18 protein-coding genes are annotated in these 19915 nt (G+C 71.1%); 10 read left to right on the forward strand and 8 right to left on the reverse strand.

Going from position 1 to position 19915, the window contains the following annotated elements; all coding sequences use genetic code 11:
* Nucleotides 1–108 precede the first annotated feature (108 nt).
* The 3 genes from QRN44_RS04115 to QRN44_RS04125 form a co-directional block, all read right to left on the reverse strand.
* Complete coding sequence (locus QRN44_RS04115) at nt 109–723, reverse strand: hypothetical protein (protein ID WP_121291641.1); 615 nt, start codon at nt 721–723, stop codon at nt 109–111.
* A gap of 210 nt (nt 724–933) precedes the next feature.
* On the reverse strand, nt 934–1362 hold the full coding sequence (locus QRN44_RS04120) for a DUF3592 domain-containing protein (RefSeq protein ID WP_285038339.1): 429 nt from the start codon (nt 1360–1362) through the stop codon (nt 934–936).
* Nucleotides 1363–1409: 47 nt separating this feature from the next.
* Entirely contained in the window at nt 1410–2528 is a 1119-nt protein-coding gene (locus QRN44_RS04125) for an AI-2E family transporter (protein ID WP_071259781.1), read from the reverse strand.
* A 118-nt stretch (nt 2529–2646) separates the two neighbouring features.
* Between QRN44_RS04125 and QRN44_RS04130 the strand changes: the two genes are divergently transcribed.
* The 5 genes from QRN44_RS04130 (at nt 2647) to QRN44_RS04150 (ending at nt 8007) form a co-directional block, all read left to right on the forward strand.
* Nucleotides 2647–3597 carry a pirin family protein gene (locus QRN44_RS04130; RefSeq protein WP_285038340.1) on the forward strand — a complete coding sequence of 317 codons (951 nt, stop codon included), beginning with the start codon at nt 2647–2649 and terminating at the stop codon, nt 3595–3597.
* A 113-nt stretch (nt 3598–3710) separates the two neighbouring features.
* On the forward strand, nt 3711–4292 hold the full coding sequence (locus tag QRN44_RS04135; RefSeq protein WP_071259786.1) for an ECF transporter S component: 582 nt from the start codon (nt 3711–3713) through the stop codon (nt 4290–4292).
* Nucleotides 4293–4337: 45 nt separating this feature from the next.
* Nucleotides 4338–6041, forward strand: coding sequence for an ABC transporter ATP-binding protein (locus QRN44_RS04140; RefSeq protein ID WP_285038341.1), 1704 nt, complete (start codon nt 4338–4340; stop codon nt 6039–6041).
* The gene (locus tag QRN44_RS04145; RefSeq protein WP_285038342.1) at nt 6038–6868 is read left to right on the forward strand and encodes an energy-coupling factor transporter transmembrane component T family protein; all 831 of its coding nucleotides are present in this window, start codon (nt 6038–6040) and stop codon (nt 6866–6868) included. The genes QRN44_RS04140 and QRN44_RS04145 overlap by 4 nt, the downstream gene beginning before the upstream one ends.
* Nucleotides 6869–6915: 47 nt before the next feature.
* Nucleotides 6916–8007, forward strand: coding sequence for an Rv2578c family radical SAM protein (locus QRN44_RS04150; protein ID WP_285038343.1), 1092 nt, complete (start codon nt 6916–6918; stop codon nt 8005–8007).
* Between the two features lie 69 nt (nt 8008–8076).
* On the opposite strand, the gene QRN44_RS04155 is transcribed toward QRN44_RS04150, so the two are convergent.
* Nucleotides 8077–8499: a GNAT family acetyltransferase gene (locus QRN44_RS04155; protein ID WP_079001495.1), complete on the reverse strand. Its 423-nt coding sequence runs from the start codon at nt 8497–8499 to the stop codon at nt 8077–8079.
* Nucleotides 8500–8566: 67 nt separating this feature from the next.
* On the opposite strand from QRN44_RS04155, the gene QRN44_RS04160 reads away from it, so the two are divergent.
* Nucleotides 8567–10084, forward strand: a complete 1518-nt coding sequence (locus tag QRN44_RS04160; protein ID WP_285038344.1) for a carboxylesterase/lipase family protein — start codon at nt 8567–8569, stop codon at nt 10082–10084.
* Between the two features lie 56 nt (nt 10085–10140).
* Here QRN44_RS04160 and QRN44_RS04165 read toward each other — a convergent pair whose 3' ends face one another.
* Nucleotides 10141–12453: a DEAD/DEAH box helicase gene (locus QRN44_RS04165; protein ID WP_285038345.1), complete on the reverse strand. Its 2313-nt coding sequence runs from the start codon at nt 12451–12453 to the stop codon at nt 10141–10143.
* A gap of 283 nt (nt 12454–12736) precedes the next feature.
* On the opposite strand from QRN44_RS04165, the gene QRN44_RS04170 reads away from it, so the two are divergent.
* Nucleotides 12737–14560: a glycoside hydrolase family 15 protein gene (locus tag QRN44_RS04170; RefSeq protein ID WP_285038346.1), complete on the forward strand. Its 1824-nt coding sequence runs from the start codon at nt 12737–12739 to the stop codon at nt 14558–14560.
* Nucleotides 14561–14611: 51 nt separating this feature from the next.
* On the opposite strand, the gene QRN44_RS04175 is transcribed toward QRN44_RS04170, so the two are convergent.
* Nucleotides 14612–15097, reverse strand: a complete 486-nt coding sequence (locus tag QRN44_RS04175) for an NUDIX hydrolase (protein WP_071262396.1) — start codon at nt 15095–15097, stop codon at nt 14612–14614.
* A gap of 65 nt (nt 15098–15162) precedes the next feature.
* Here QRN44_RS04175 and QRN44_RS04180 point away from each other — a divergent pair, with 65 nt between their 5' ends.
* Nucleotides 15163–15777, forward strand: coding sequence for a putative antibiotic biosynthesis monooxygenase (locus QRN44_RS04180; RefSeq protein ID WP_285038347.1), 615 nt, complete (start codon nt 15163–15165; stop codon nt 15775–15777).
* 26 nt (nt 15778–15803) lie between these two features.
* Here QRN44_RS04180 and QRN44_RS04185 read toward each other — a convergent pair whose 3' ends face one another.
* The gene (locus tag QRN44_RS04185; protein ID WP_285038348.1) at nt 15804–16721 is read right to left on the reverse strand and encodes an AraC family transcriptional regulator; all 918 of its coding nucleotides are present in this window, start codon (nt 16719–16721) and stop codon (nt 15804–15806) included.
* A 150-nt stretch (nt 16722–16871) separates the two neighbouring features.
* Between QRN44_RS04185 and QRN44_RS04190 the strand changes: the two genes are divergently transcribed.
* A complete protein-coding gene (locus tag QRN44_RS04190; RefSeq protein WP_064294230.1) occupies nt 16872–17354 on the forward strand; it encodes a hypothetical protein in 483 nt (160 codons plus the stop codon).
* Between the two features lie 46 nt (nt 17355–17400).
* Here the strand turns inward: QRN44_RS04190 and QRN44_RS04195 are convergent, their stop codons facing one another.
* On the reverse strand, nt 17401–18153 hold the full coding sequence (locus QRN44_RS04195; protein WP_071262398.1) for an IclR family transcriptional regulator: 753 nt from the start codon (nt 18151–18153) through the stop codon (nt 17401–17403).
* Nucleotides 18154–18312: 159 nt separating this feature from the next.
* Between QRN44_RS04195 and hutH the strand changes: the two genes are divergently transcribed.
* Entirely contained in the window at nt 18313–19887 is a 1575-nt protein-coding gene (gene hutH / locus QRN44_RS04200) for a histidine ammonia-lyase (protein WP_285038465.1), read from the forward strand.
* Nucleotides 19888–19915 lie beyond the last annotated feature (28 nt).

Below are 19915 nucleotides of genomic sequence, written 5' to 3' on the forward strand. Positions count from 1 at the left end.
CGTGCGGAATGGGGATGGTCGCGCCGGATGGCGCGCCGAAGGGTGCTGCTGCGCTGGGCCGACCCGGCCACGCACGGCACCCGTCCCGGTCGGAGGGTGATGCGTCGGTCAGGCGGCGGCGAGCGCCGGCGGACCGCGGTGTCGCAGGTGGAGCAGGACCACCCCGAGGTTGCGGGGGCGACGGTTGACCCGGACCCAGCGCACCCGACGGGGCGCGGGGACGAGGTGGGTCGGTGCTGCACGGCGGGCGAGGATCCGGACGGTCAGCGCGGCGAGCGCGGCGAGCGTCGCGCGTTCGGCGAACAGGATGGCGGCGATGGTCGCGACGGCCGCGACGAGGTGCGCCGCCCACATCGTGGTGTCGCCGTGGGAGTGTGCCGTGGTGACGCCGCCGGTCGCGAGTTCGACGACCCCGTGCCGGTGCCAGTCGGCGGGGCCGGTCGCGCCGCCGGAGGCGACCGTGGCACTGACGGTGCTCGGGACGAGGGTGAAGAGCGCGTGGTAGCCGAGCTGGCTCACGAGCACGGAGGCGACGACCCCGAGTGCGGTGATGCGACGGCCGGCGAGGAGGACACAGACCAGGACGGCGAAGGTTCCACCGACCAGGAGCACGAACGCGGACGGCGCGGCGGCCCCACCGATCGTGTGCGAGAGGGCGGCGGCGAAGGTGGCGAACGCGGCTGCGGCGGTGCCGCGGGCGACACGGGCCCACCGTTCCGTCATGCGCTGCCTCCGGGAGAACGAGCGGACCAGGTGTCGACGCTCGTGCTCACAGCCTACCCGAGCGCCGCCCTTCGACAGGCTCAGGGACCGGGGAGAGGGTGCTCAGGGACCGGGGAGAGGGTGCCCAGGGACCGGGGAGAGGGTGCCCAGGGACCGGGGAGGGGTGGTCAGGCCCCGGGGAGAGGGTGCCCGGGGACCGGGGAGGGGTGGTCAGGCCCCGGTGTCGGCGACGAACAGCAGCACGATCGAGGCGACGGAGCAGACGACGCCGATGCCGAAGGTCACGCCGAAGAGCAGCCGGAGCGCTCTCGTGTGATCGGCCGTCCGGCGGAAGCGTGCGCGCGACGGTTCACGGCGGGCGTAGAAGACGTTCGGCTCCTCGGGGTCGCGGAGGGCGTCGATCTCCGCGTCCGTGACGGGTCGTGAGTACAGCTCGGCCGACTCGGTCATCCAGCGGACCTCGCGCCCCTGCCCGCCGTCCGCGTCGTCCGGCAAGTCCACGATGACCCCGTGCGTCTCCACCCAGCTGCCGTCCGCGGCCCGCGCGATGAGCATGACGATCAGCACGACGACGGCGCTGCCGAAGCCGATCCAGGTGAAGACCTCGAGGACGAGGCCGAGGAGATCGTGGGGGTCCACGATCACATGCTATCCGGCGGGCGGACCCACGACCCGGACGGCCTCCCTCAAACGGACTCGGGTCGCTTCTGCCGCATGGGCTCGGCCGGCTGGTCCGGACCGTTCCAGACGCCGATGATGCCCCACGCGACCGCGGCGATCGGGACGGCGAGGACCGCGCCGACGATGCCGCCGAGGATGGTGCCGGCCGTCAGGGCGAGGAGGACGACGAGGGCGTGCAGTTTGAGCGAGCGGGCCATGACGACGGGCTGGAGGAAGTTGCCCTCGAGCTGGTTCACGAGCACGACGATGCCGACGACGATGAGGGCGGCGACCGGACCGTTGGCGACGAGCGCGACGAGGGCCGCGAGGATGCCCGCGGCGGTCGCACCGACGATCGGGATGAAGGCGGTCAGGAACACGATGACGCTGAGCGGGAGGGCGAGGGGGACCCCGATGATCGCGAGGCCGATACCGATACCGATCGCGTCGACGGCCGCGATGGTCGCCGTGCCTCGCACGTACCCGCCGAGGGTGTCCACCGTCTTACCGCCGATGCGCTTGGCACGGTCGTATGCGGTTCCGGTGAAGGGGCGGAGCAGGAACTCCCACAGCCGCGGCCCGTCCTTGAGGAAGAAGAACAGGACGACGACCATGAGCACCAGACCGGTGAGGAAGCTCGCCGTCGCGGAGACGCCGGCGAGCGCCCCGCTGCCGAACTGACTCGAGGTGAGGAAGTCGACCGCGGTCTGCTTGGCGTCCTCGATCTGCTTCTCGTCGATGTCGAACGGCAGGGTGCCGAGCCAGTCCTGCAGCTGACCGAAGCCCTTCGAGGCGGAGTCGACGAGGTCGTCCCACTGGCTGCGCACGGCCCAGACGATGAGCCACCCGATGCCGCCGAGGACGACGAGGATCGAGACGAGGGCGATCCAGGTGGCGAGGATCGACGGGAGCCCCTTCGACCGCATCCACCGCATGAGCGGGTAGATCGCCGAGGCGAGGATGAGTGCGATGACGACGGGGATCATCACGAGCGAGAGCTGGGTCAGCGCGAAGACGATCAGCGCGGCGACCGCGACGATGGCGAGCGTCTGGACACTCCGGGTCGCGAGCGTGCCGATTCGGTCGTGCCAGAGGCCGCGGGCGAGCGGCTCCGGTGCGTCCTCATGCTTGTCGAACAGGCCCATGGGATCCCCAATCTCGGCAGCGGCGGAGCCGGACGGGCCCCGCGCCCAGTCAACCACGTCGGTGCGGGCCGAGGTCAGGCCGAGCGGGAGTAGCGTTGTCCGTGATAAGGAGGCGCTCATGACGAGACTCGACGCCGACCCGGTCCCCAGCGTCTGCCACGCACCTGACGGATCCGGGACGAGGCTCCTCGAGGCCCGCGAGGTCCCCCTGGGCGGCGTCCGCGGCCTGAGCGTCCACCGCACCCTCCCGCAGCGGGAGCTGCCGATGATCGGCGCCTGGTGTTTCCTCGACCGCTTCGACGAGGACCGCTCGCTGATGCGCGTCCTGCCCCATCCGCACACCGGCCTGCAGACCGTGACGTGGCCACTGGTCGGCGACATCCGCCACCGCGACAGCGTGGGCAGCGACGTGGTCGTCCGCCCGGGCGAGCTGAACCTCATGACGAGCGGCCGCGGCGTGTCGCACTCCGAGTTCTCGGTGGGCGAGGAGGCGGCCGCCATGCACGGCCTCCAGCTGTGGGTGGCGCTCCCGGAGGCAGCCGCCTCGGTGCCGGCGGCGTTCGAGCAGCACACGGACCTGCCCGTCCACCGCGCTCCGGGACTGGAGGCGACCGTCCTCGTCGGCACGCTCGGCGGGGCGACGTCGACCGCGACCGTCCACTCGCCCCTGCTCGGTGCCGACGTGACGCTCGAGGCCGACACCGTCGTCGAGGTGCCGGTGGATCCGGCCTTCGAGCACGGCGTCCTCGTGCTCGACGGGGTGCTCGAGGTCGGCGGCGTCGAACTCGACTCGGGCCCGTTGCTCTACCTGGCGCCCGGGTGCGATCGCCTCGGGTTCCGGAGCGCGACCGGTGCCCGCTTCGTGCTCCTCGGAGGGACGCCGTTCCCGGAGGAACTGGTCATGTGGTGGAACTTCGTCGGTCGCACTCACGAGGACATCGCGTCCGCCCGGGAGGACTGGGAGGCGGGGTCGCCGCGCTTCGGGTCGGTCGCCGGCCACGGCACGGAACGCATCCCGGCGCCGCCCTTGCCGAACGTCCGACTGACCCCGCGCCGACGCTCGATCTGATCGCCCGGATCGGGTGCTCGGGACCCCGTTCCGAGCGGTTTCCGTCGGCGTCTCCATGGGCTGATAAAGGATAGGCTGTCCTCAGGAGATCGGCTGCTCGTGAAAGTGGGCTCATGCAACGTCTGAGTACGCGACTGCTGCTGACCTGCGCCGCCATCGGCGTCGGGGGCGGCCTCGTCTTCGTCGTCTCCGGGTACGTCGGCGGCACGATCTCCGCGACCGCCCCCGTGCTCTACGGCTTGATCATCGGCGTGTACTTCCTGCCGGGCGTCGTCTCGCAGGCGCTTCTCCGACGAGGTGGAGTGGCCCTCATGACCGGGCTCACCGCAGGCCTCGTCTCGGCGGCGTTCAGCCCGCAGTGGTTCTTCCGCTACTTCGGCACCGGCCTCGCGATCGGGCTCCTCCAGGAGATCCCCTTCGCCGTGTCGCGCTACCGCGTCTGGAAGGCCTGGGTCTTCTACCTGGCTGCGGGCATCGCTGGACTCGTCTTCGGCGGCTCCGTGCTCGTCGTCCTCGGGATCGAGCACTTCGCGCCCCTCGCCCAGACGGTCTACATCGCGCTCTTCGTCCTGAGCCCGATCGCCTTCACCGCGCTCGGGCGGGCGGTCGCAGCGGCCCTCGCGAGAGCCGGTGTGGGGCGGTCCATCGCGAAACCGCTGCAGCGCGACCGCGGCTCGGCCGGCACGCGGGCCTGAGTGGACCTCGTACCGCCGACTCACCCCGCCACCGTCGTCCGGCGGGTGCGCATTCGTCACGACGAGCGCGAGGAGTGGACCCCGGACGACGTGTCGTTCCAGGTCGCGCCCGGTGAGGTGGTCCTGCTTCTCGGGCCGAGCGGCTCGGGGAAGTCGACGCTCGCTCTAGCGCTCAACGGCCTCGTCCCCCACGCCGTCCCGGTCGAGTTCGAGGGTGCTGTGATCACCGGCGGGCTCGACACGGCCACCTCGACGGTCGCGCAGTTGAGCGAGCACGTGGCGATGGTGTTCCAGGACCCCGACGCGCAGATCGTCACCGGAACGGTCCTCGACGAGGTGTGCTTCGGCCCGGAGAACCTCCTGCTCCCCGTCGAGGAGGTGCTGTCCCGCGCCGAACGGGCGCTCCGGCAGGTCGGGCTCTGGGAGCGCCGGGCTGAGAACCCCGACCGCCTCTCGGGCGGAGGCCGACAGCGACTCGCGATCGCCTGCGCCCTGGCCATGGGCAGCGACCTCCTCGTCCTCGACGAGCCGACGGCGAACCTCGATCCGGCCGGGATCGAGGAGGTCTACGCCGCCCTCCGCTCGCTCGTCTCCGGACCGGGCGACGCCGGGAAGCGGCACGCGATCCTGCTCGTCGAGCACAACCTCGACGCCGCCATCGACCTCGTCGACCGGGTCGTCGTCCTCGATCGCGACGGGCGGCTCGCCTTCGACGGTCCGACCCGCGAGGTCCTGCTCGGACACCTCGACGAACTCCTCGCCATGGGCGTCTGGCTCCCCGTCGCGACGCTCGCCGCGCTGCGCCTGCGGTCGGCCGGTGTCACGTTGCCGGACCTCCCCCTGACACCCGCCGAGCTGACCGCCGCACTCGATGCGACCGCACTGCCGACGCCGCCGACGGCACCCGTCGCCCCGATCACCGCCGAACGGTCGGTCGCGGTCCGCGTCGACCGGCTCGGCGTCGATCACGGTCGGGGCCGCCGGCGCACCCCGATCCTCCACGAGGTGAGCCTCGAGGTCGCTGCGGGCGACTTCCTGGCCGTGATCGGGACGAACGGCGCCGGCAAGACGACGCTGCTCCAGGCGATCGCCGGGGTGGTCCGACCTCCCCGCGGGCGCATCGACGTCGGCGGGATCGACCCGGGGCGCAGCGAGGTCCGGACGATCGCGGCACACATCGGCTTCGTCTTCCAGAACCCTGAGCACCAGTTCATCGCCCACACCGTCCACGAGGAACTCGCGCACGGCCTGCGGATCCGGGGCGTCGACGACACCGGGATCGAGCGGCGCGTCGACGACCTGCTGCGGCGGTTCGGCCTGGAATCCGCTCGCGACGTGCACCCGTTCCTCCTGTCCGGCGGCCAGAAGCGCCGGCTGTCCGTCGGGAGCGCCCTCATCGCCGGAGCTCCGGTGCTCGCGCTCGACGAACCGACCTTCGGTCAGGACCGGGCGCGGGCGAACGAGCTCCTGGACCTCCTCGCCGGCCTCAACGCGCAGGGCACCACGGTCCTCGTCGTGACCCACGACCTCCAGCTCGTCGCCGATCACGCGAGTCACGTCGCGGTCATAGCCGGCGGTCGCCTGCTCGCCCACGACACGACCGCCGCGGTCCTCGGCGACGACGAGCTCCTGCGCCGCGCGGGGCTCCGGCCACCACCGCTCGCCCAGGCGATGCGCTCGCTGGCGAACCACCCCGACTGGCGGCACGTGTCGAGACTCGACGACCTGCCCGGGGCGTCCACCCGATGAGCGCCACGACGATCGACCCGTACGCCTCGGGCGCGGCACCGGCCGGTCGATTCCTGTACCGGTTGAACCCGTTGGCGAAGCTCGGTGCTCCGCTCCCGGCGATGATCCTGTTGGCGTTCACGAGGGACCCGGTCACGCCCGCGCTCTTCATCGCCCTCGCGGTCGTCGTCATCCTCGTCGGAGCCAGCCTGACGCGGACGGTCGCCCTCCTGCTCTTCGTGGCGCTGCCGCTCCTCGTCGCGATCATGTCGTTCAGCTTCGGCCTGTGGACCGACCCGAGCCGCGTCGACCAGTCCGTCCTACTGTTCCAGGTCGGCGACTACCGGTTCTTCCTCGGGGCGCTGCTCGTCGGCCTCGCGACGGCCCTGCGGCTCGCGGCCCTCCTCGTCCTCGCCTGCATCGGCGGCCTCACCTCGACCGGCCCGGAGTTCGTCCGCGCGATGATCCAGCAGCTGCACGTGCCCTACCGGATCGGGTACACGGCGCTCGCCGCCTACCGGTTCGTGCCGCGGTTCGGGCACGAGCTGGAGGTCATCCGTTCCGCCCACCGGGTCCGCGGTATGGCCGAGGGTCGCGGACCGATCGCCGCCGTCCGCCGCGCCGCCGGCACCGTCGTGCCACTGCTGGCCGGTGCCATCCGTCACGCGGAGCGGGTCGCGCTCGCCATGGACTCCCGCGCGTTCGGTGCCCATCCGCAGCGCACGGAGCGGACCCGCATCCCCTTCCGCACCCGCGACTGGTGCTTCATGATCGCCTTCTGGCTCGTGAGCGCCGCCCTCCTCTGGTGGAGCCTCGCCGCCGGACCGGGTCCCGTCGCCCGGAACTGACCGTCCGGAGTCACCCTGATGACTCGAACATATGTTCTAATGGAGGCATGCGGTGGAGCGGACAGGAACTCGGGGTTGAGACGACGTCGGCGCTGCCTGGCCTCGCGAAGCTGAACAACCTCGTGCGCAGCGTCCAGACGCCGGAGTTCGCCGGGATCACCTTCCACGAGGTGCTCGCGAAGTCCGCGCTCAACCGCGTGCCCGGCCAGTCCGTGATGCCGTTCGGGTGGACCATCAACCCCTATCGGGGCTGCTCGCATGCCTGCGTGTACTGCTTCGCCCGACCGACGCATTCGTATCTGGACCTCGACGCCGGGAAGGACTTCGACTCGCAGCTCATCGTCAAGGTGAACGTCGCCGAGGTCCTCGAGAAGGAGCTCGCGAAGGCGAGCTGGGGCAGGCACCCGGTGGCGCTCGGCACGAACACCGACCCGTATCAGCGCGCCGAGGGCAAGTACCGGCTCATGCCGGGGATCATCAACGCCCTCGCCGACTCGGGGACCCCGTTCTCGATCCTGACGAAGGGCACGCTGCTCCGGCGAGACCTGCCCCTTCTGGCCGAGGTCGCTCAGCGCGTACCCGTCGACCTCGCCATGTCGATCGCCATCTACGACGACGAGCTCCAGCAATCGATCGAACCCGGAACCCCGACCGCGGCGTCCAGACTCGCGACCGTCCGCGCTGCTGCCGACCTCGGCTTCGACGTCGGGGTCTTCATGATGCCCATCCTCCCCTACCTGACCGACACCGTCGACCACCTCGACCTCGCCCTGTCGCGCATCCGCGAGGCCGGCGCGAGCACCGTCCTCTTCTCGACCCTGTACCTGAAGGCCGGCGTCAAACCCTGGTTCATGCAGTGGCTGTCGCGGGAGCACCCCGAGCTCGTCGACCGCTACACCTCGATGTACGCCGACGGCACCTACGCCCCGAAGGAGTACCGGAAGTGGCTCGCCGCGCGCATCCGCCCGATGATCCGCGAGCACGGGCTCGAGCGCGGCACCGAAGACCCCGCTACCGGAGGTGTCCGCTCGTCGGCGCTCGGCATGTTGCGCGACGGGTACGGCGAGCGGGCCGAGCTGCGCAAGCGCGCCCCGGAGTTCGTCACGACCGGCCTGCAGGTCCAGCCGACCCTCTTCTGACCCCGTTCGTTCGCCCATTCTCGGGCGAACGAGAACTCCCTCGCCCAAGAATGGGCGAACGAACCGGCGTCAGGCGTCGGGGATGAGCCGCTTGCTGAGGAGCGCGACCTCGTCGGTGCCGTAGCCGAGCGCCTCGTAGAAGCCGATCACCCGGTCGTTGCCCGTCCTGACCATGAGGTTGATCTTCGGGCACCCGAGTTCGGTGAGCAGGCGTTCGGCCTCGGTCATGAGCTGCCGTCCGAGCCCGCCGCCCTGCTGGGCCGGCGACACCGCCAGGTAGTGCACCCAACCGCGGTGGCCGTCGTACCCCACCATCGCGGTGCCGACGAGGGCGCCGTCGGCATCCGCCGCGACGAGGAACAGCTCGGGCTGCGTCGTCGACTTGCGCTCGATGTCCTTCGCCGGGTCGTTCCACGGTCGGGTGAGCCCGACGGTGTGCCAGAGGGCGATGACGGCCTCGGTGTCGGACGGCGTGAAGGGACGGATCTGCATCAGCCCAGTCTTCCGCACACGCGGCGTCGATACAGTTGGTCACCCGAGCATCGACGAACGGACCCGTATGAGCATCGACCCTGGCCTGGAACCGACCGGCGAACCGATCCCGGCGCCTGACGAATCGACACCGGTCACCATCGCCACCGGCAGCGGCCCGATCACCGGGCTCACCGAAGCCGGTGTCTCCCGATTCCTCGGTATTCCGTACGCGGCAGCTCCGTTCGGTGACGACCGCTTCCGACTCCCCCAGCCGGTCGTCCCCTGGGAGGACCCCCGCGATGCGACCCGTCCCGGTGCGACCGCCCCGCAGCCGCCCTACGCCGGCGCGGTCGGCGAGCTGCTCGCCACCGTGACGGTGCCGGGCAACGAGATCCTCAACCTCAACATCTGGACCCCGGCCGAGCGGTCCGACACCCCGCTCCCGGTCATGGTGTGGATCCACGGCGGCTCGCTCGTGCACGGCTCCAACGCACTCGACTCGTACGACGGCACCGCGTTCGCGCGCGACGGCGTGGTCCTCGTCTCCGTCAACTACCGCCTCGGGTCCGAGGGGTTCTCGGTGCTCGACGACGTCCCGCTGAACCTCGGTCTCGCCGACCAACTCGCCGCGTTGACGTGGGTGCAGGACGAGATCGCCCGCTTCGGCGGTGACCCCGACAACGTCACCGTCTTCGGAGAGTCCGCGGGCGGAGCCTCGGTCGCGGCGCTCCTCGCGCACCCGGACGCCTCGTCCGTGATGCGACGGGCGATCATCCAGAGCGGCCCGCTGCGCTCGGAACCCCGAGAGCGCTCCGGCCGGATCTCGAAGCTCATGGCCAAGGACCTCGGCGTGCCGACCACCAGGGCCGGCTTCCGCCGTGTGCCGCCCGAGGGACTCGTCGGGGCCCAGGAACGGGTCATGGGTGGCGGCAATCCCCTGACCGGCGGTCCGGGGTTCTCGATCACGACGTCGTCGCCACTCGCGCCGCTGAGTCCGCTGGACGCCCTGGTGTCGGGCGGCTCCGCCGACATCCCCGTGCTCATCGGGACGACGACGGAGGAGCACCGCCTGTTCCTCGTCCCGACCGGTATCTCCCGGCGGATCACGCGTCTCCAGCTGTTCGCGGCGCGACTGCGCTTCGGGGTCAGTGCCTCGGCCGTGCGCACCTTCCGCCGCAACCGTCCGAAAGCGAAGTCCGGGGAGATCCTCGGGGCGATCGCGACCGACATCCTGCTCCGCGTCCCGCTCAATCAACTCGCGGACGCACGCGCCGACAACGGCTCGGACACCTGGGTGTACGAGTTCGCCTGGCGGAGCCCGGTCGGCGGGGACGGCGAAGGTGAGCTCGGTGCGGCCCACGCGATGGAGATCGGCTTCGTCTTCGACCACCTCGACTCCCCGGAGGCCGTCCGGATGGCTGGCCGCTCGGCCCCGCAGTCGCTCGCGACCGCGATGCACGACGCCTGGGTCGCGTTCGCGAAGGCAGGCGACCCGGGCTGGCAGCGTTGGGACGCCACCCGCCCGGTCCGGACCTTCGACGGGGTCGACGACGCCGTCGTCCTCGCCCCGCGCGACGACGAGCGGGCGGCCCTCACCCCCTGACACGCGAGAACGCCCGCCGAGCGTGAGCTCGGCGGGCGTTCCTGCTGCGGTGCGGACTACGCGGTGGCGATGTCCTCGACGAGCTGGTCGCCGGGGGCGGCGTCGTCGAATGCGGCCTCGATCTCAGCGCGGTCGAGCAGTTCGGTCATCCGGCGGCGACGGGCCTTGGGGATGATCGTGACGACGCGACCGATCTTGCCGGCACGACCGGTGCGGCCGGCACGGTGCAGGTACGTCTTGTACTCGTCCGGGGCGTCGGCCTGCACGACGAGCGTGATGTCGTCGACGTGGATGCCGCGGGCGGCGACATCGGTGGCGACGAGCACGTTGACCCGACCCGAGGTGAGCTTCTCCAGGTTGCGCGTGCGGCGCGCCTGGTTGAGGTCTCCGTGGAGCGAGACGGCGGGGATGCCCGCCATGCCGAGCTGCTCCGCGAGACGCTCGGCGTACGCCCGGGTGCGGGCGAACACGAGGGTCTTCTCGGTGCGGTTGACGAGCTCCTCGATGAGGCGGTCCTTGCCCTTGTGCTCGACCACCAGCACGCGGTGGTCGATCGTGGAGGACGCCTGGTCCTCACCGGCGACCTCGTGCACCGACGGGTTCGGGAGGAACTCGTTGACGAGGGCTGCGACACCCTTGTCGAGGGTGGCGGAGAAGAGGAGCTTCTGGCCGTCGGGCGCGGTGCGACGCAGGATGCGCTGCACGGGCTCGAGGAAGCCGAGGTCGCACATGTGGTCGGCCTCGTCGAGGACGGTCACGGTGACCTGCGAGAGGTCGAGGCGACCCTGCTCGATGAGGTCCTCGATGCGACCGGGCGTACCGACGATGATGTCGACGCCGCGCTGCAGTGCGCCGACCTGGCGACCCTGCGGGACACCGCCGTAGATCTGCGTGGTGAAGAGGCCGACGGCGCGCGCGATGGGCTGCACGGTGCGGTCGATCTGCAGGGCGAGCTCACGCGTCGGGGCGAGGATGAGGGCGCGCGGCTTGCGACCCGGCTTGCGGTTCTTGCCGCCGCCGTTCTCCATGAGCTTCTCGACGAGCGGGGCACCGAAGGCGATGGTCTTGCCGGAGCCGGTGCGGCCACGTCCGAGCACGTCGCGGCCCGCGATGACATCCGGGATGGTCGCCGCCTGGATCGGGAACGGGCTGTCGGCGCCGAGCTCGGCGAGCGCACGGACGATGTTGCCGCCGAGGCCGAGGCTCTCGAAGGTCACACCCTCGACGTCGCCGGCCTGGATCGCGTCGGCCTCGAGGCGCTCGAGCACCACGTCGTCCTGGGGCGTGTAGGAGCCGGCGTCGCGCTTCGGGTAGTAGTCGCTGCCACGGCCGGCGTCGGACGCGCCGCGGTCGTCGAACGAGCGCTTCGGGCGATCGTCGAAGGACCGCTTGGGGCGGTCGTCGTACGAACGCGCCGGACGCTCCTCGAAGGACCGCTTGGGGCGGTCGTCGTACGAACGCGCGGGGCGGTCGGTGCGGTTCGCCTGACGCGGGTCACCCTGGCGAGCCGGGCGCTCCCCGTAGGACGGACGCTCGGTGCGGTCGCCGTAGGAGGGACGCTCCGTGCGCTCACCCCGGTTGTAGGCCGGGCGCTCGTTGCGGTCGCCACCACGGTTGTACGCGGGACGGTCGTTCCGGTCGCCGTACGAGGGACGCTCGGACCGCTCACCACGGTTGTACGCAGGACGCTCGTTCCGGTCACCACCACGGTACGCAGGACGCTCGTTCCGGTCGCCGTACGAGGGACGCTCGGTCCGCTCGCCGCGGTTGTACGACGGGCGCTCGTTCCGGTCACCGTAGGACGGACGCTCGGTCCGCTCGCCGCGGTTGTACGACGGGCGCTCGTTCCGATCGCCGTAGGACGGACGCTCGGTCCGCTCACCACGGTTGTACGCAGGACGCTCGTTCCGGTCGCCACCACGGTTGTACGCAGGACGGTCGTTCCGGTCGCCACCACGGTTGTACGCGGGACGGTCGTTCCGGTCGCCGTAGGACGGACGTTCAGTCCGCTCACCACGGTTGTACGCAGGACGCTCGTTCCGGTCGCCGCCACGGTTGTATGCAGGACGCTCGTTGCGGTCGCCACCACGGTTGTACGCGGGGCGCTCGTTGCGGTCGCCGCGGGGTGCGCGGTCGCCGCGCTCCTCAGACTCGAAGCGGGCGGCGCGCTCGGCACGCTCGTCTGCGTTCCAGCGGGACTTCTGCGGCGCTCCACCGGCGTCGGGACGGTAGCCGCGGTGGCCTTCGCTCTTGCTGCCGGACTTCGCGCCGGGGCGTGAGCCGAAGGGCCGCTTGTTCTCACCGTACTTGGACTTGGGGTCGAAGTTCTTGGCCGGGCGTTTGCCGGCGGGGGTGTTGTTCTTGGGCATGGAGAAGTGCTTTCCGGGTTATAACTCGTTCGCATGAACAACCTGCATGACTCACACAGCGCCATCCGAAACCTCGGCTGCGCTGCGGCATGCTCATACCCGGGCGATCACTGGCCGGGGCCGTCCACATCATGTGTGTGTTCGCGGAGTTCTCTCCGACGAAACCGGCCCACCAGACTGACATAACCCTCCGCGGTACAAACGCGGTGTCTCGAGCCGACTCACCTACGTTACCCGATCCCTCCTGAGAAGTCACGGAGCATCGCTCCCAGGCACGCGCACGGTGGCGTGGCAGCATGGGTGCATGCCCAGCCCCATCGAGGATTACGCCCTCATCGGTGATTGCCACACCGCCGCGCTCGTCTCGTCGGAAGGCAGCATCGACTGGCTGTGCCTCCCCCGCTTCGACTCGCCGTCGATGTTCGGCGCGCTGCTCGGCACCGAGGACCACGGCTGCTGGACCGTCCGGCCCGCCGACGCTCGGGCGACGGCGAGCCGCGCCTACCTCGACGACACCTTCGTCCTCGAAACCGTCTGGACGACCCCCGACGGTCAGGTGCGCGTGACGGACCTCATGCCCCACGGCGACCGCCGGGCGGATGTGGTCCGCCGGGTCGAAGGACTCAGCGGCACCGTCGCGGTCGACGTCGAGGTGCGCCTCCGCTTCGGGTACGCCGACGCGATCCCCTGGGTGCGGCAGCTCCCGGACGGATCCGGGATCGTCGCGGTCGCCGGCCCCGACGCCGTCGTGGTCCGCGGCGTGCACCTGACGGCCTCCGATCACGCCCACTCGGCGACCGTCGAGGTCTCCGCGGGCGACACCGTCGACCTCACCCTCACCTGGTACCCCTCGCACCGCGAGGTGCCCGACTCGGTCGACGTCGGCCCGCGCATCGACCACACGATCGCCTGGTGGCGCGACTGGGCGTCCCGCTGCGATCCCGCCGACGAATACGAAGAGGCGGTCGTGCGGTCGCTGCTCGTCCTCCGCGCCCTCACGCACGAGGACACCGGGGGCATCGTCGCCGCCGCGACCACGAGCCTGCCGGAGTCGTTCGGGGGCGTCCGCAACTGGGACTACCGCTACGTCTGGCTGCGTGACGCCTCGCTGACCCTCGAAGCCCTCATGCAGCACGGCTTCACCGAGGAGGCGCACGACTGGCGCAGGTGGCTCCTCCGGGCGATCGCCGGTGATCCGAACGATCTGCAGATCATGTACGGCCTCGCAGGCGAACGCCACCTCGTGGAGGAGGAGCTCGACAGCCTCCCCGGCTACCTCGGTGCCGCCCCCGTGCGCGTCGGCAACGGTGCCTACACGCAGTACCAGGGCGACGTCTTCGGGTCCGTGATGATCGCCCTCGACGAGGCGCGCTCCGTCGGTCTCGCGGACGACGACTTCTCGTGGAGCCTCCAGCGCGCCCTGCTCGGCGTCCTCGAGGAGCACTGGAACCGCCCCGACCGCGGCATCTGGGAGGTACGGGGCGACGAGCAGCACTTCACCCACTCGCGCGCGATGATCTGGGCGGCGCTCGACCGCGGCGTCCGCGCGGTCCGCGAGCACGGCCTGGACGGGCCCGTCGAACGTTGGGAGGCCCTGCGCGAGACCCTTCGCGAGACGATCGAGCGCGAGAACGTCGACCACGCACGCGGGTGCTACGTCCAGCACGCCGGGACGACCGAGGTCGACGCGTCCCTGCTCGTCCTCGCGCAGATCGGCTACGTGGCGCCCGACGACCCGCGCATGCTCGCGACGGTGGCGGCCATCGAGGAGGACCTCCTCCAGGACGGTCTCCTCCTGCGCTACCGCACCACGAGCGGGGTCGACGGTCTGCCGGGCGATGAACACCCGTTCCTCGCGTGCTCGTTCTGGCTCGTGCAGCAGTACGCGGCCTCGGGCCGACTCGACGACGCCCGCGAGCTGATGGACCGGCTGCTGTCCTTCCGCAACGACCTGGGCCTGCTGTCCGAGGAGTACGACGTGCAGCAGGCGCGGCAGGTCGGCAACACCCCGCAGGCGCTCTCGCACCTCACCCTCGTCCGAGCCGCCGACGCCATCGCCGCAGCCGCAGCCACCCCCTCCAGCCCGCGAACTGTCACCGAACGCTAGTCACAGGCCCCGGAACGAGCCTCACGTGACAGTTCGCGGGCTGGAGGGACGTCAGCGGGTGAAGCGGGCCTCGCGCTCGTCGGAGGCGGCGAGCGCGATCCGGGTGCGGAAGTTCTGTGAGACCTGCTCGGGCAGGGCGTCGAGCGGGAACCACCGCGCCTCGGAGTTCTCGCCGTCGGCCGGATACGGCTCGCCCGACTCATAGCGGCATCGGAACACGAGGTCGATGTACTGCGTGATGTCGCCGTTGTCGTAGACGTTCTGCGGGAGCACCTGCACCTGGGCGAGACGCTCGGCGACGGCGACGACGGCAGCCTCCTCGAGGACCTCGCGTTCCGCCGCCACCGCGGGTTCCTCGCCCGGGTCGATGATCCCCGTGACCGGTGTCCACGCCCCGTTGTCCTGTCGCCGGACGAGCAGGACCTCGGCCTCGGGGGTCCCGAGACCGCGGAGGACGACCGCGGTCACCCCCGTCAACCAGAGCGGCGCGTGCCCGATCCGCTCGCGGAGGGCCAGTACGAAGTCAGGAGTCGCCATGCCTCGACTCTACGGGGGCTGCGGTGGGACACGAGATCGAAACACGAGTGCGGTCTACTGGGCGTATGGAACACGATCCCATCACCGTCTCGATCGAGCGACGCGTCAACCCGGCGTCGATCTCCGAGGCCACCATCTGGGTCCAGGCAGGCATCAACCTGGCGAACCGGTACCCCGGCTTCCTCGGCTCCGGCTGGGTGCGCGCGGGTGCCGAGAGCGACGTCTGGTACATGCTGTACCGCTTCGCGGACGAACAGACGCTCACCGACTGGGAGGAGTCGAAGGAACGCGCCTGGTGGCTCTCGAGCGGCCGCGAGTTCATGGAGCAGTCCCGCGTCGAACGGCGCAGCGGGATCGAGGGGTGGTTCGACGCGCCCGACGGGATCCTCCGCGTCGAGGAGGCCGAGCTCTCCGGCGACCCGGACCCGATCCCGCCGGCACCGCCGCGCTGGAAGCAGGCGGTGAGCATCTGGTTGGGCTTCTTCCCGCTCAACCTCGTCTTCACCCTCCTCGTCACGGCACTCGTGCCCGGTTGGGAACCGCTCGGCGTGTTCCTCCACGTGCTGATCTCGACGCTCATCCTGACGCCGATCATGACCTACTGGCTCCTGCCGCTCGTCACGAAGCTGCTGCGTCCCTGGTTGACGGCCCCGCGTCGAAGCAGGAGTACCGCAGGCTGATCCGGCGGCCTGACGACGCTGCGACGTCAGGCGTCCTCCGCCTTCGTCTGCTCCCGGAACTGGCTCGGGCTGAGCCCGGTGTGCGCGACGACAGCTCGACGGAGGTGCGCCTGCGAGTGGTAGCCGCAGCGGGCCGCGATCTCGGCGATCGACAGGCCTCGGTGATCGGGGTCCGAGAGGAGGGCGAGCGCGAGCTGCACCCGCCGCTCGGCGATCTCGCCCGCGGCGCTCGTTCCCGAGCCCTCGAACACCCGTTGCAGGGACCTAGTCGACATGTTGAAGCGACGCGCCAGCGTCTCCGGTCGCAGCTCCCGCTCGGCGAAGGACGCGGCGATGTGCTCGATGATCCGGAGCCGGAGCGGAACCCGTCCGGCCTCACCCTCGGCCCGGAAGAGGTCGTTCTCCGCGTAGAGCGTCGCGAGCATCGTGTCGATCACCCGGCAGAGTCTGAGCTGCGCGGCGCCGCCGATCGGCTCGAATGTGGAGATGACCTCCACGAGGAACGCGGCGCTCCCCCGCAGCAGCGGCGACGGCGCCAACGGGCCGAGGGCGCTCGTCGGGGCGATGCCGAGGCGGCGGAGCGCACGCATCGGCACGAACACGTACAGATAGGTCGCGTGGTCGTGGATCGTCGTCCGATACGTCTCGGCGCCCTCCGTGAGCGTTCCGGTCCCGGGGAGCAGCTCGAGTTGCTGTCGGCCGTGGACCAGGCTGGCCGCACCCTCGATGAGCATCACGATCGTCGCGACCGGCTCATCGAGCCCGTAGGCGTCGGCGAGGACGTCGAACGTCCCGGGCCCGACCGTGTTGCGATGGAGGACGTACTCGCCGAGCATGACCGAGTCGACGGTCATCGAGAACCGATCGGGGTCCACGTCCACGAATCGCAGCGCGCCCGACGCCTCCTGCATCCCGGTCGTCCCCTCGAACCGTCGTGTGGTCACGCGGCCGCGCGCAGGGAAGCGACCGGATAGGCCATCATCAGGTACGGGCATCATCGGACCCTTCGAAGAGTCCATCCACCCTCGCACAGGGTTCCGTCCGAATCGAGGGGTTGCCAGCCGCATCGCACGGTGGTCGGCGATACTGGACTGATGATCTCCGCTGACCTCGCCCGAGCGCTCCGCACCGCCGGCCTGCGCTGGACCCCCGAACCCGGCGACCGCTTCACCATCGACGGCGGCGAGCTCGCCGGCGACGTGTTCACGGTCAGCGAGATGACCGTCGAAGTGCACGAGCACCCGGGTGGCCGCAGTTTCGGATTCAACGGGACGACCGAGTGGGCGTTGGACTCCGTCGACCAGGAGGAGACGCTCTGGCTGCCGTCGGAGCACCAGCTGCGCGCTCTGCTGCGCGGCTCGTTCCGGTCGCTCGAACGCGCGGTGTCCCCGGCTGCGCCGACCGACGGCGAGCCGACGCTCGACGACGAACTCGACGTCCTCCTGTCGTTGGGCGACGCCGAGGCGTACACCGTCGTGGTCGAGCTCGGCGGCGAACTGCGACGGTTCAGCGCCGCGACGGCGCCCGACGCGTATGCGACCGCACTGCTCGAGCTCATCCTGCGCTCGGTCGCCTGACCACGGTTCCTGAGCCGCCGCACCGCCCGCCCGCTCCGCCGAGCGCTCAGCGACCTCGGATCCGCCGCGACAGCTCGGCGGCCGCCGGCTGGATCTCGCGGGCCAGCCACGCCGGATCGAGTCCCGCATCGGCGTCGTAGGTGACCGCGATCGCCGCCGCCGGCCACCCCGTGTGGTCGCGGACGACCACCCCGACACTCGCGAGCCCGAGCGTCACCCCGCCCGCCTCGCGCGCATACCCGTCCTGGGTCGTCTGGGTCAGGACCTGTCGTAACTCCCGGTACCGCTTCGGTCCGTGGCCGGTGCGGTCGACGAACGCCGCCTGGTCGGGGAACAGGGCGCGCAGCTGGCCGGCCGGGAGCGCGGCGAGGATCGCGCAGCCGCTGGCGGTCAGGTGAGCCGGGAGGCGCACACCGACATCGGTGACGAGGTGCGGCCGACGCGGGGCACGCTCGTCCACGATGTAGAGCACGTCCCGGCCGTGCAGGACGGCGAGGTGCGCGCTCTCACCCACCCGGTCGACCAGCTCTGCGAGCAACGGGCGCCCGAGCATGCTGAGCGGCTCCTGCCGGGCGTACCCACCGGAGAGCTCGAAGGCGGCGACCCCGAGCCCGTAGCGACGGGCTTCGGGCAGGTGGACCACGAAGCCGTGCTCCTGCAGCACGCTGAGGAGGTGGTAGACCGTCGATCGAGGGAGGTCGAGTGCCGAGGCGATGGCCGCGGCCGGAAGCGGGCCGCGGGCTCCGGCGAGATGGCTCAGCACGCGCAGAGTGGCGTCGGCTGCCGGGACCTGACTCACCGTTGACCTCGTCTCCGCGGCTCGGACGCGGCCGCCTGGTCGTCCATGTCTGTCATCCCAGACACGGACGACTCTACGCGCACCGCCGCGGTCGGCGCCCGGGTGTTCGATCGGAACATGGACATCCAGCCCGGCGCGACCCCGACCACCAGCGACCCGATGACCTCCGGTCGCCCGCATCCCGAGCCCGTCGGTCCGACCTCGGTCTCCCTCGGCACCGGACCGCTGTCGATCGCCGAGGTCGTCGCCGTCGCCCGGCACGGCGCTCGGATCGACCTCGACGGCGAGGCCCTCGACGACGTCGCCGCATCCCGTCGGATCATCGAAGCGCTCGCCTCCGACCCCGAGCCCCACTACGGGATCTCGACCGGGTTCGGTGCGCTCGCGACCACGTTCATCGAGCCGGCACGCCGCTCGCAGCTGCAGGCGAGTCTGGTCCGCTCGCACGCGGCCGGCAGCGGTGACGTCGTCGAGCGGGAGGTCGTGCGCTCCCTGATGACGCTGCGGCTCTCGACGCTCATGACGGGCCGCACCGGGGTGCGGGTCGAGACGGTCCGCGCCTACGCGGCGATGCTCAACGCCGGCATCACCCCGGTCGTGCGCGAGTACGGGTCGCTCGGCTGCTCCGGCGACCTCGCGCCCCTCGCGCACTGCGCGCTGGCGGTGATGGGTGAAGGCGAGGTGACCGATTCGCACGGACGCCGTCGTCCTGCAGCCGACGCCCTCGCCGACGCCGGCCTCGTCCCGGTACAGCTCGCCGAGAAGGAGGGGCTCGCGCTCATCAACGGCACCGACGGCATGCTGGGGATGCTCGCGCTCGCCGTGGACGACCTGCGGATGCTCCTGCGCACCGCCGATGTCGCCGCGGCGATGAGCGTCGAGGGCCTGCTCGGCACGGACGCCGTGTTCGCCGCGGACCTGCAGGCCCTGCGCCCGCAGGCGGGTCAAGCCGAGAGCGCCGCGAACCTGCGGTTGCTGCTCGACGGCTCCCCGATCGTCGCGAGCCACCGGGGTCCCGAGTGCACCCGGGTGCAGGACGCCTACTCACTGCGCTGTGCCCCGCAGGTGCACGGTGCCGCCAGGGACACGGTCGACCACGCCGCGATGGTCGCCGAGCGTGAGCTCGCGAGTGCCGTCGACAATCCGGTGCTCACGCCGGACGGACGCGTCGAGTCGAACGGGAACTTCCACGGTGCCCCGGTCGCCTACGTGCTCGACTTCCTCGCGATCGCCGTCGCCGATGTCGCGTCCATGTCGGAGCGCCGCACCGACCGTTTCCTGGACCGGAGCCGGAGCAACGGCCTCCCGCCGTTCCTCGCACACGAGGTGGGTGTCGACTCCGGCCTCATGATCGCCCAGTACACGGCGGCCGGCATCGTGAGCGAGCTCAAACGCCTGGCGCACCCGGCGTCCGTCGACTCGATCCCGTCCTCCGCGATGCAGGAGGACCACGTCTCGATGGGTTGGGCGGCGGCGCGGAAGCTCCGGAGGGCGATCGACGGTCTCAGCCGGGTGCTGGCGATCGAGGTCATGACGGCAGCCCGGAGCCTCGACCTGCGCGGCCCGCTCGAGCCGGCCGTCGGCACGGGAGCGGTGCTCCGCCGGGTGCGTGAGCAGGTCACGGGTCCCGGTCCCGACCGGTTCCTCTCCCCCGAGATCGAGGCGGTCACCGCACTGGTGCAGTCGGGTGGGGTCGTGCGGGCGGTCACCGGCGCGGTCGGCGATCTCCGCTGAGTCGGGCGTCACACGACGAAGCCCTCGG

Origin of the sequence: Plantibacter sp. lyk4-40-MEA-4, assembly GCF_030209415.1 — a bacterium.
In the GTDB taxonomy this organism is placed as follows: Bacteria; Actinomycetota; Actinomycetes; order Actinomycetales; family Microbacteriaceae; genus Plantibacter; species Plantibacter flavus_A.

Coding starts and splice junctions, on each gene's coding strand:
- QRN44_RS04115 (WP_121291641.1), bottom strand. CDS start 723: ATGACGGAACGGTGGGCCCGTGTCGCCCGCGGCACCGCCGCAGCCGCG.
- QRN44_RS04165 (WP_285038345.1), bottom strand. CDS start 12,453: ATGCCCAAGAACAACACCCCCGCCGGCAAACGCCCGGCCAAGAACTTC.
- QRN44_RS04180 (WP_285038347.1), top strand. CDS start 15,163: ATGGAACACGATCCCATCACCGTCTCGATCGAGCGACGCGTCAACCCG.
- QRN44_RS04190 (WP_064294230.1), top strand. CDS start 16,872: ATGATCTCCGCTGACCTCGCCCGAGCGCTCCGCACCGCCGGCCTGCGC.
- QRN44_RS04155 (WP_079001495.1), bottom strand. CDS start 8,499: ATGCAGATCCGTCCCTTCACGCCGTCCGACACCGAGGCCGTCATCGCC.
- hutH (WP_285038465.1), top strand. CDS start 18,313: ATGACCTCCGGTCGCCCGCATCCCGAGCCCGTCGGTCCGACCTCGGTC.
- QRN44_RS04175 (WP_071262396.1), bottom strand. CDS start 15,097: ATGGCGACTCCTGACTTCGTACTGGCCCTCCGCGAGCGGATCGGGCAC.
- QRN44_RS04160 (WP_285038344.1), top strand. CDS start 8,567: ATGAGCATCGACCCTGGCCTGGAACCGACCGGCGAACCGATCCCGGCG.
- QRN44_RS04125 (WP_071259781.1), bottom strand. CDS start 2,528: ATGGGCCTGTTCGACAAGCATGAGGACGCACCGGAGCCGCTCGCCCGC.
- QRN44_RS04130 (WP_285038340.1), top strand. CDS start 2,647: ATGACGAGACTCGACGCCGACCCGGTCCCCAGCGTCTGCCACGCACCT.
- QRN44_RS04145 (WP_285038342.1), top strand. CDS start 6,038: ATGAGCGCCACGACGATCGACCCGTACGCCTCGGGCGCGGCACCGGCC.
- QRN44_RS04150 (WP_285038343.1), top strand. CDS start 6,916: ATGCGGTGGAGCGGACAGGAACTCGGGGTTGAGACGACGTCGGCGCTG.
- QRN44_RS04135 (WP_071259786.1), top strand. CDS start 3,711: ATGCAACGTCTGAGTACGCGACTGCTGCTGACCTGCGCCGCCATCGGC.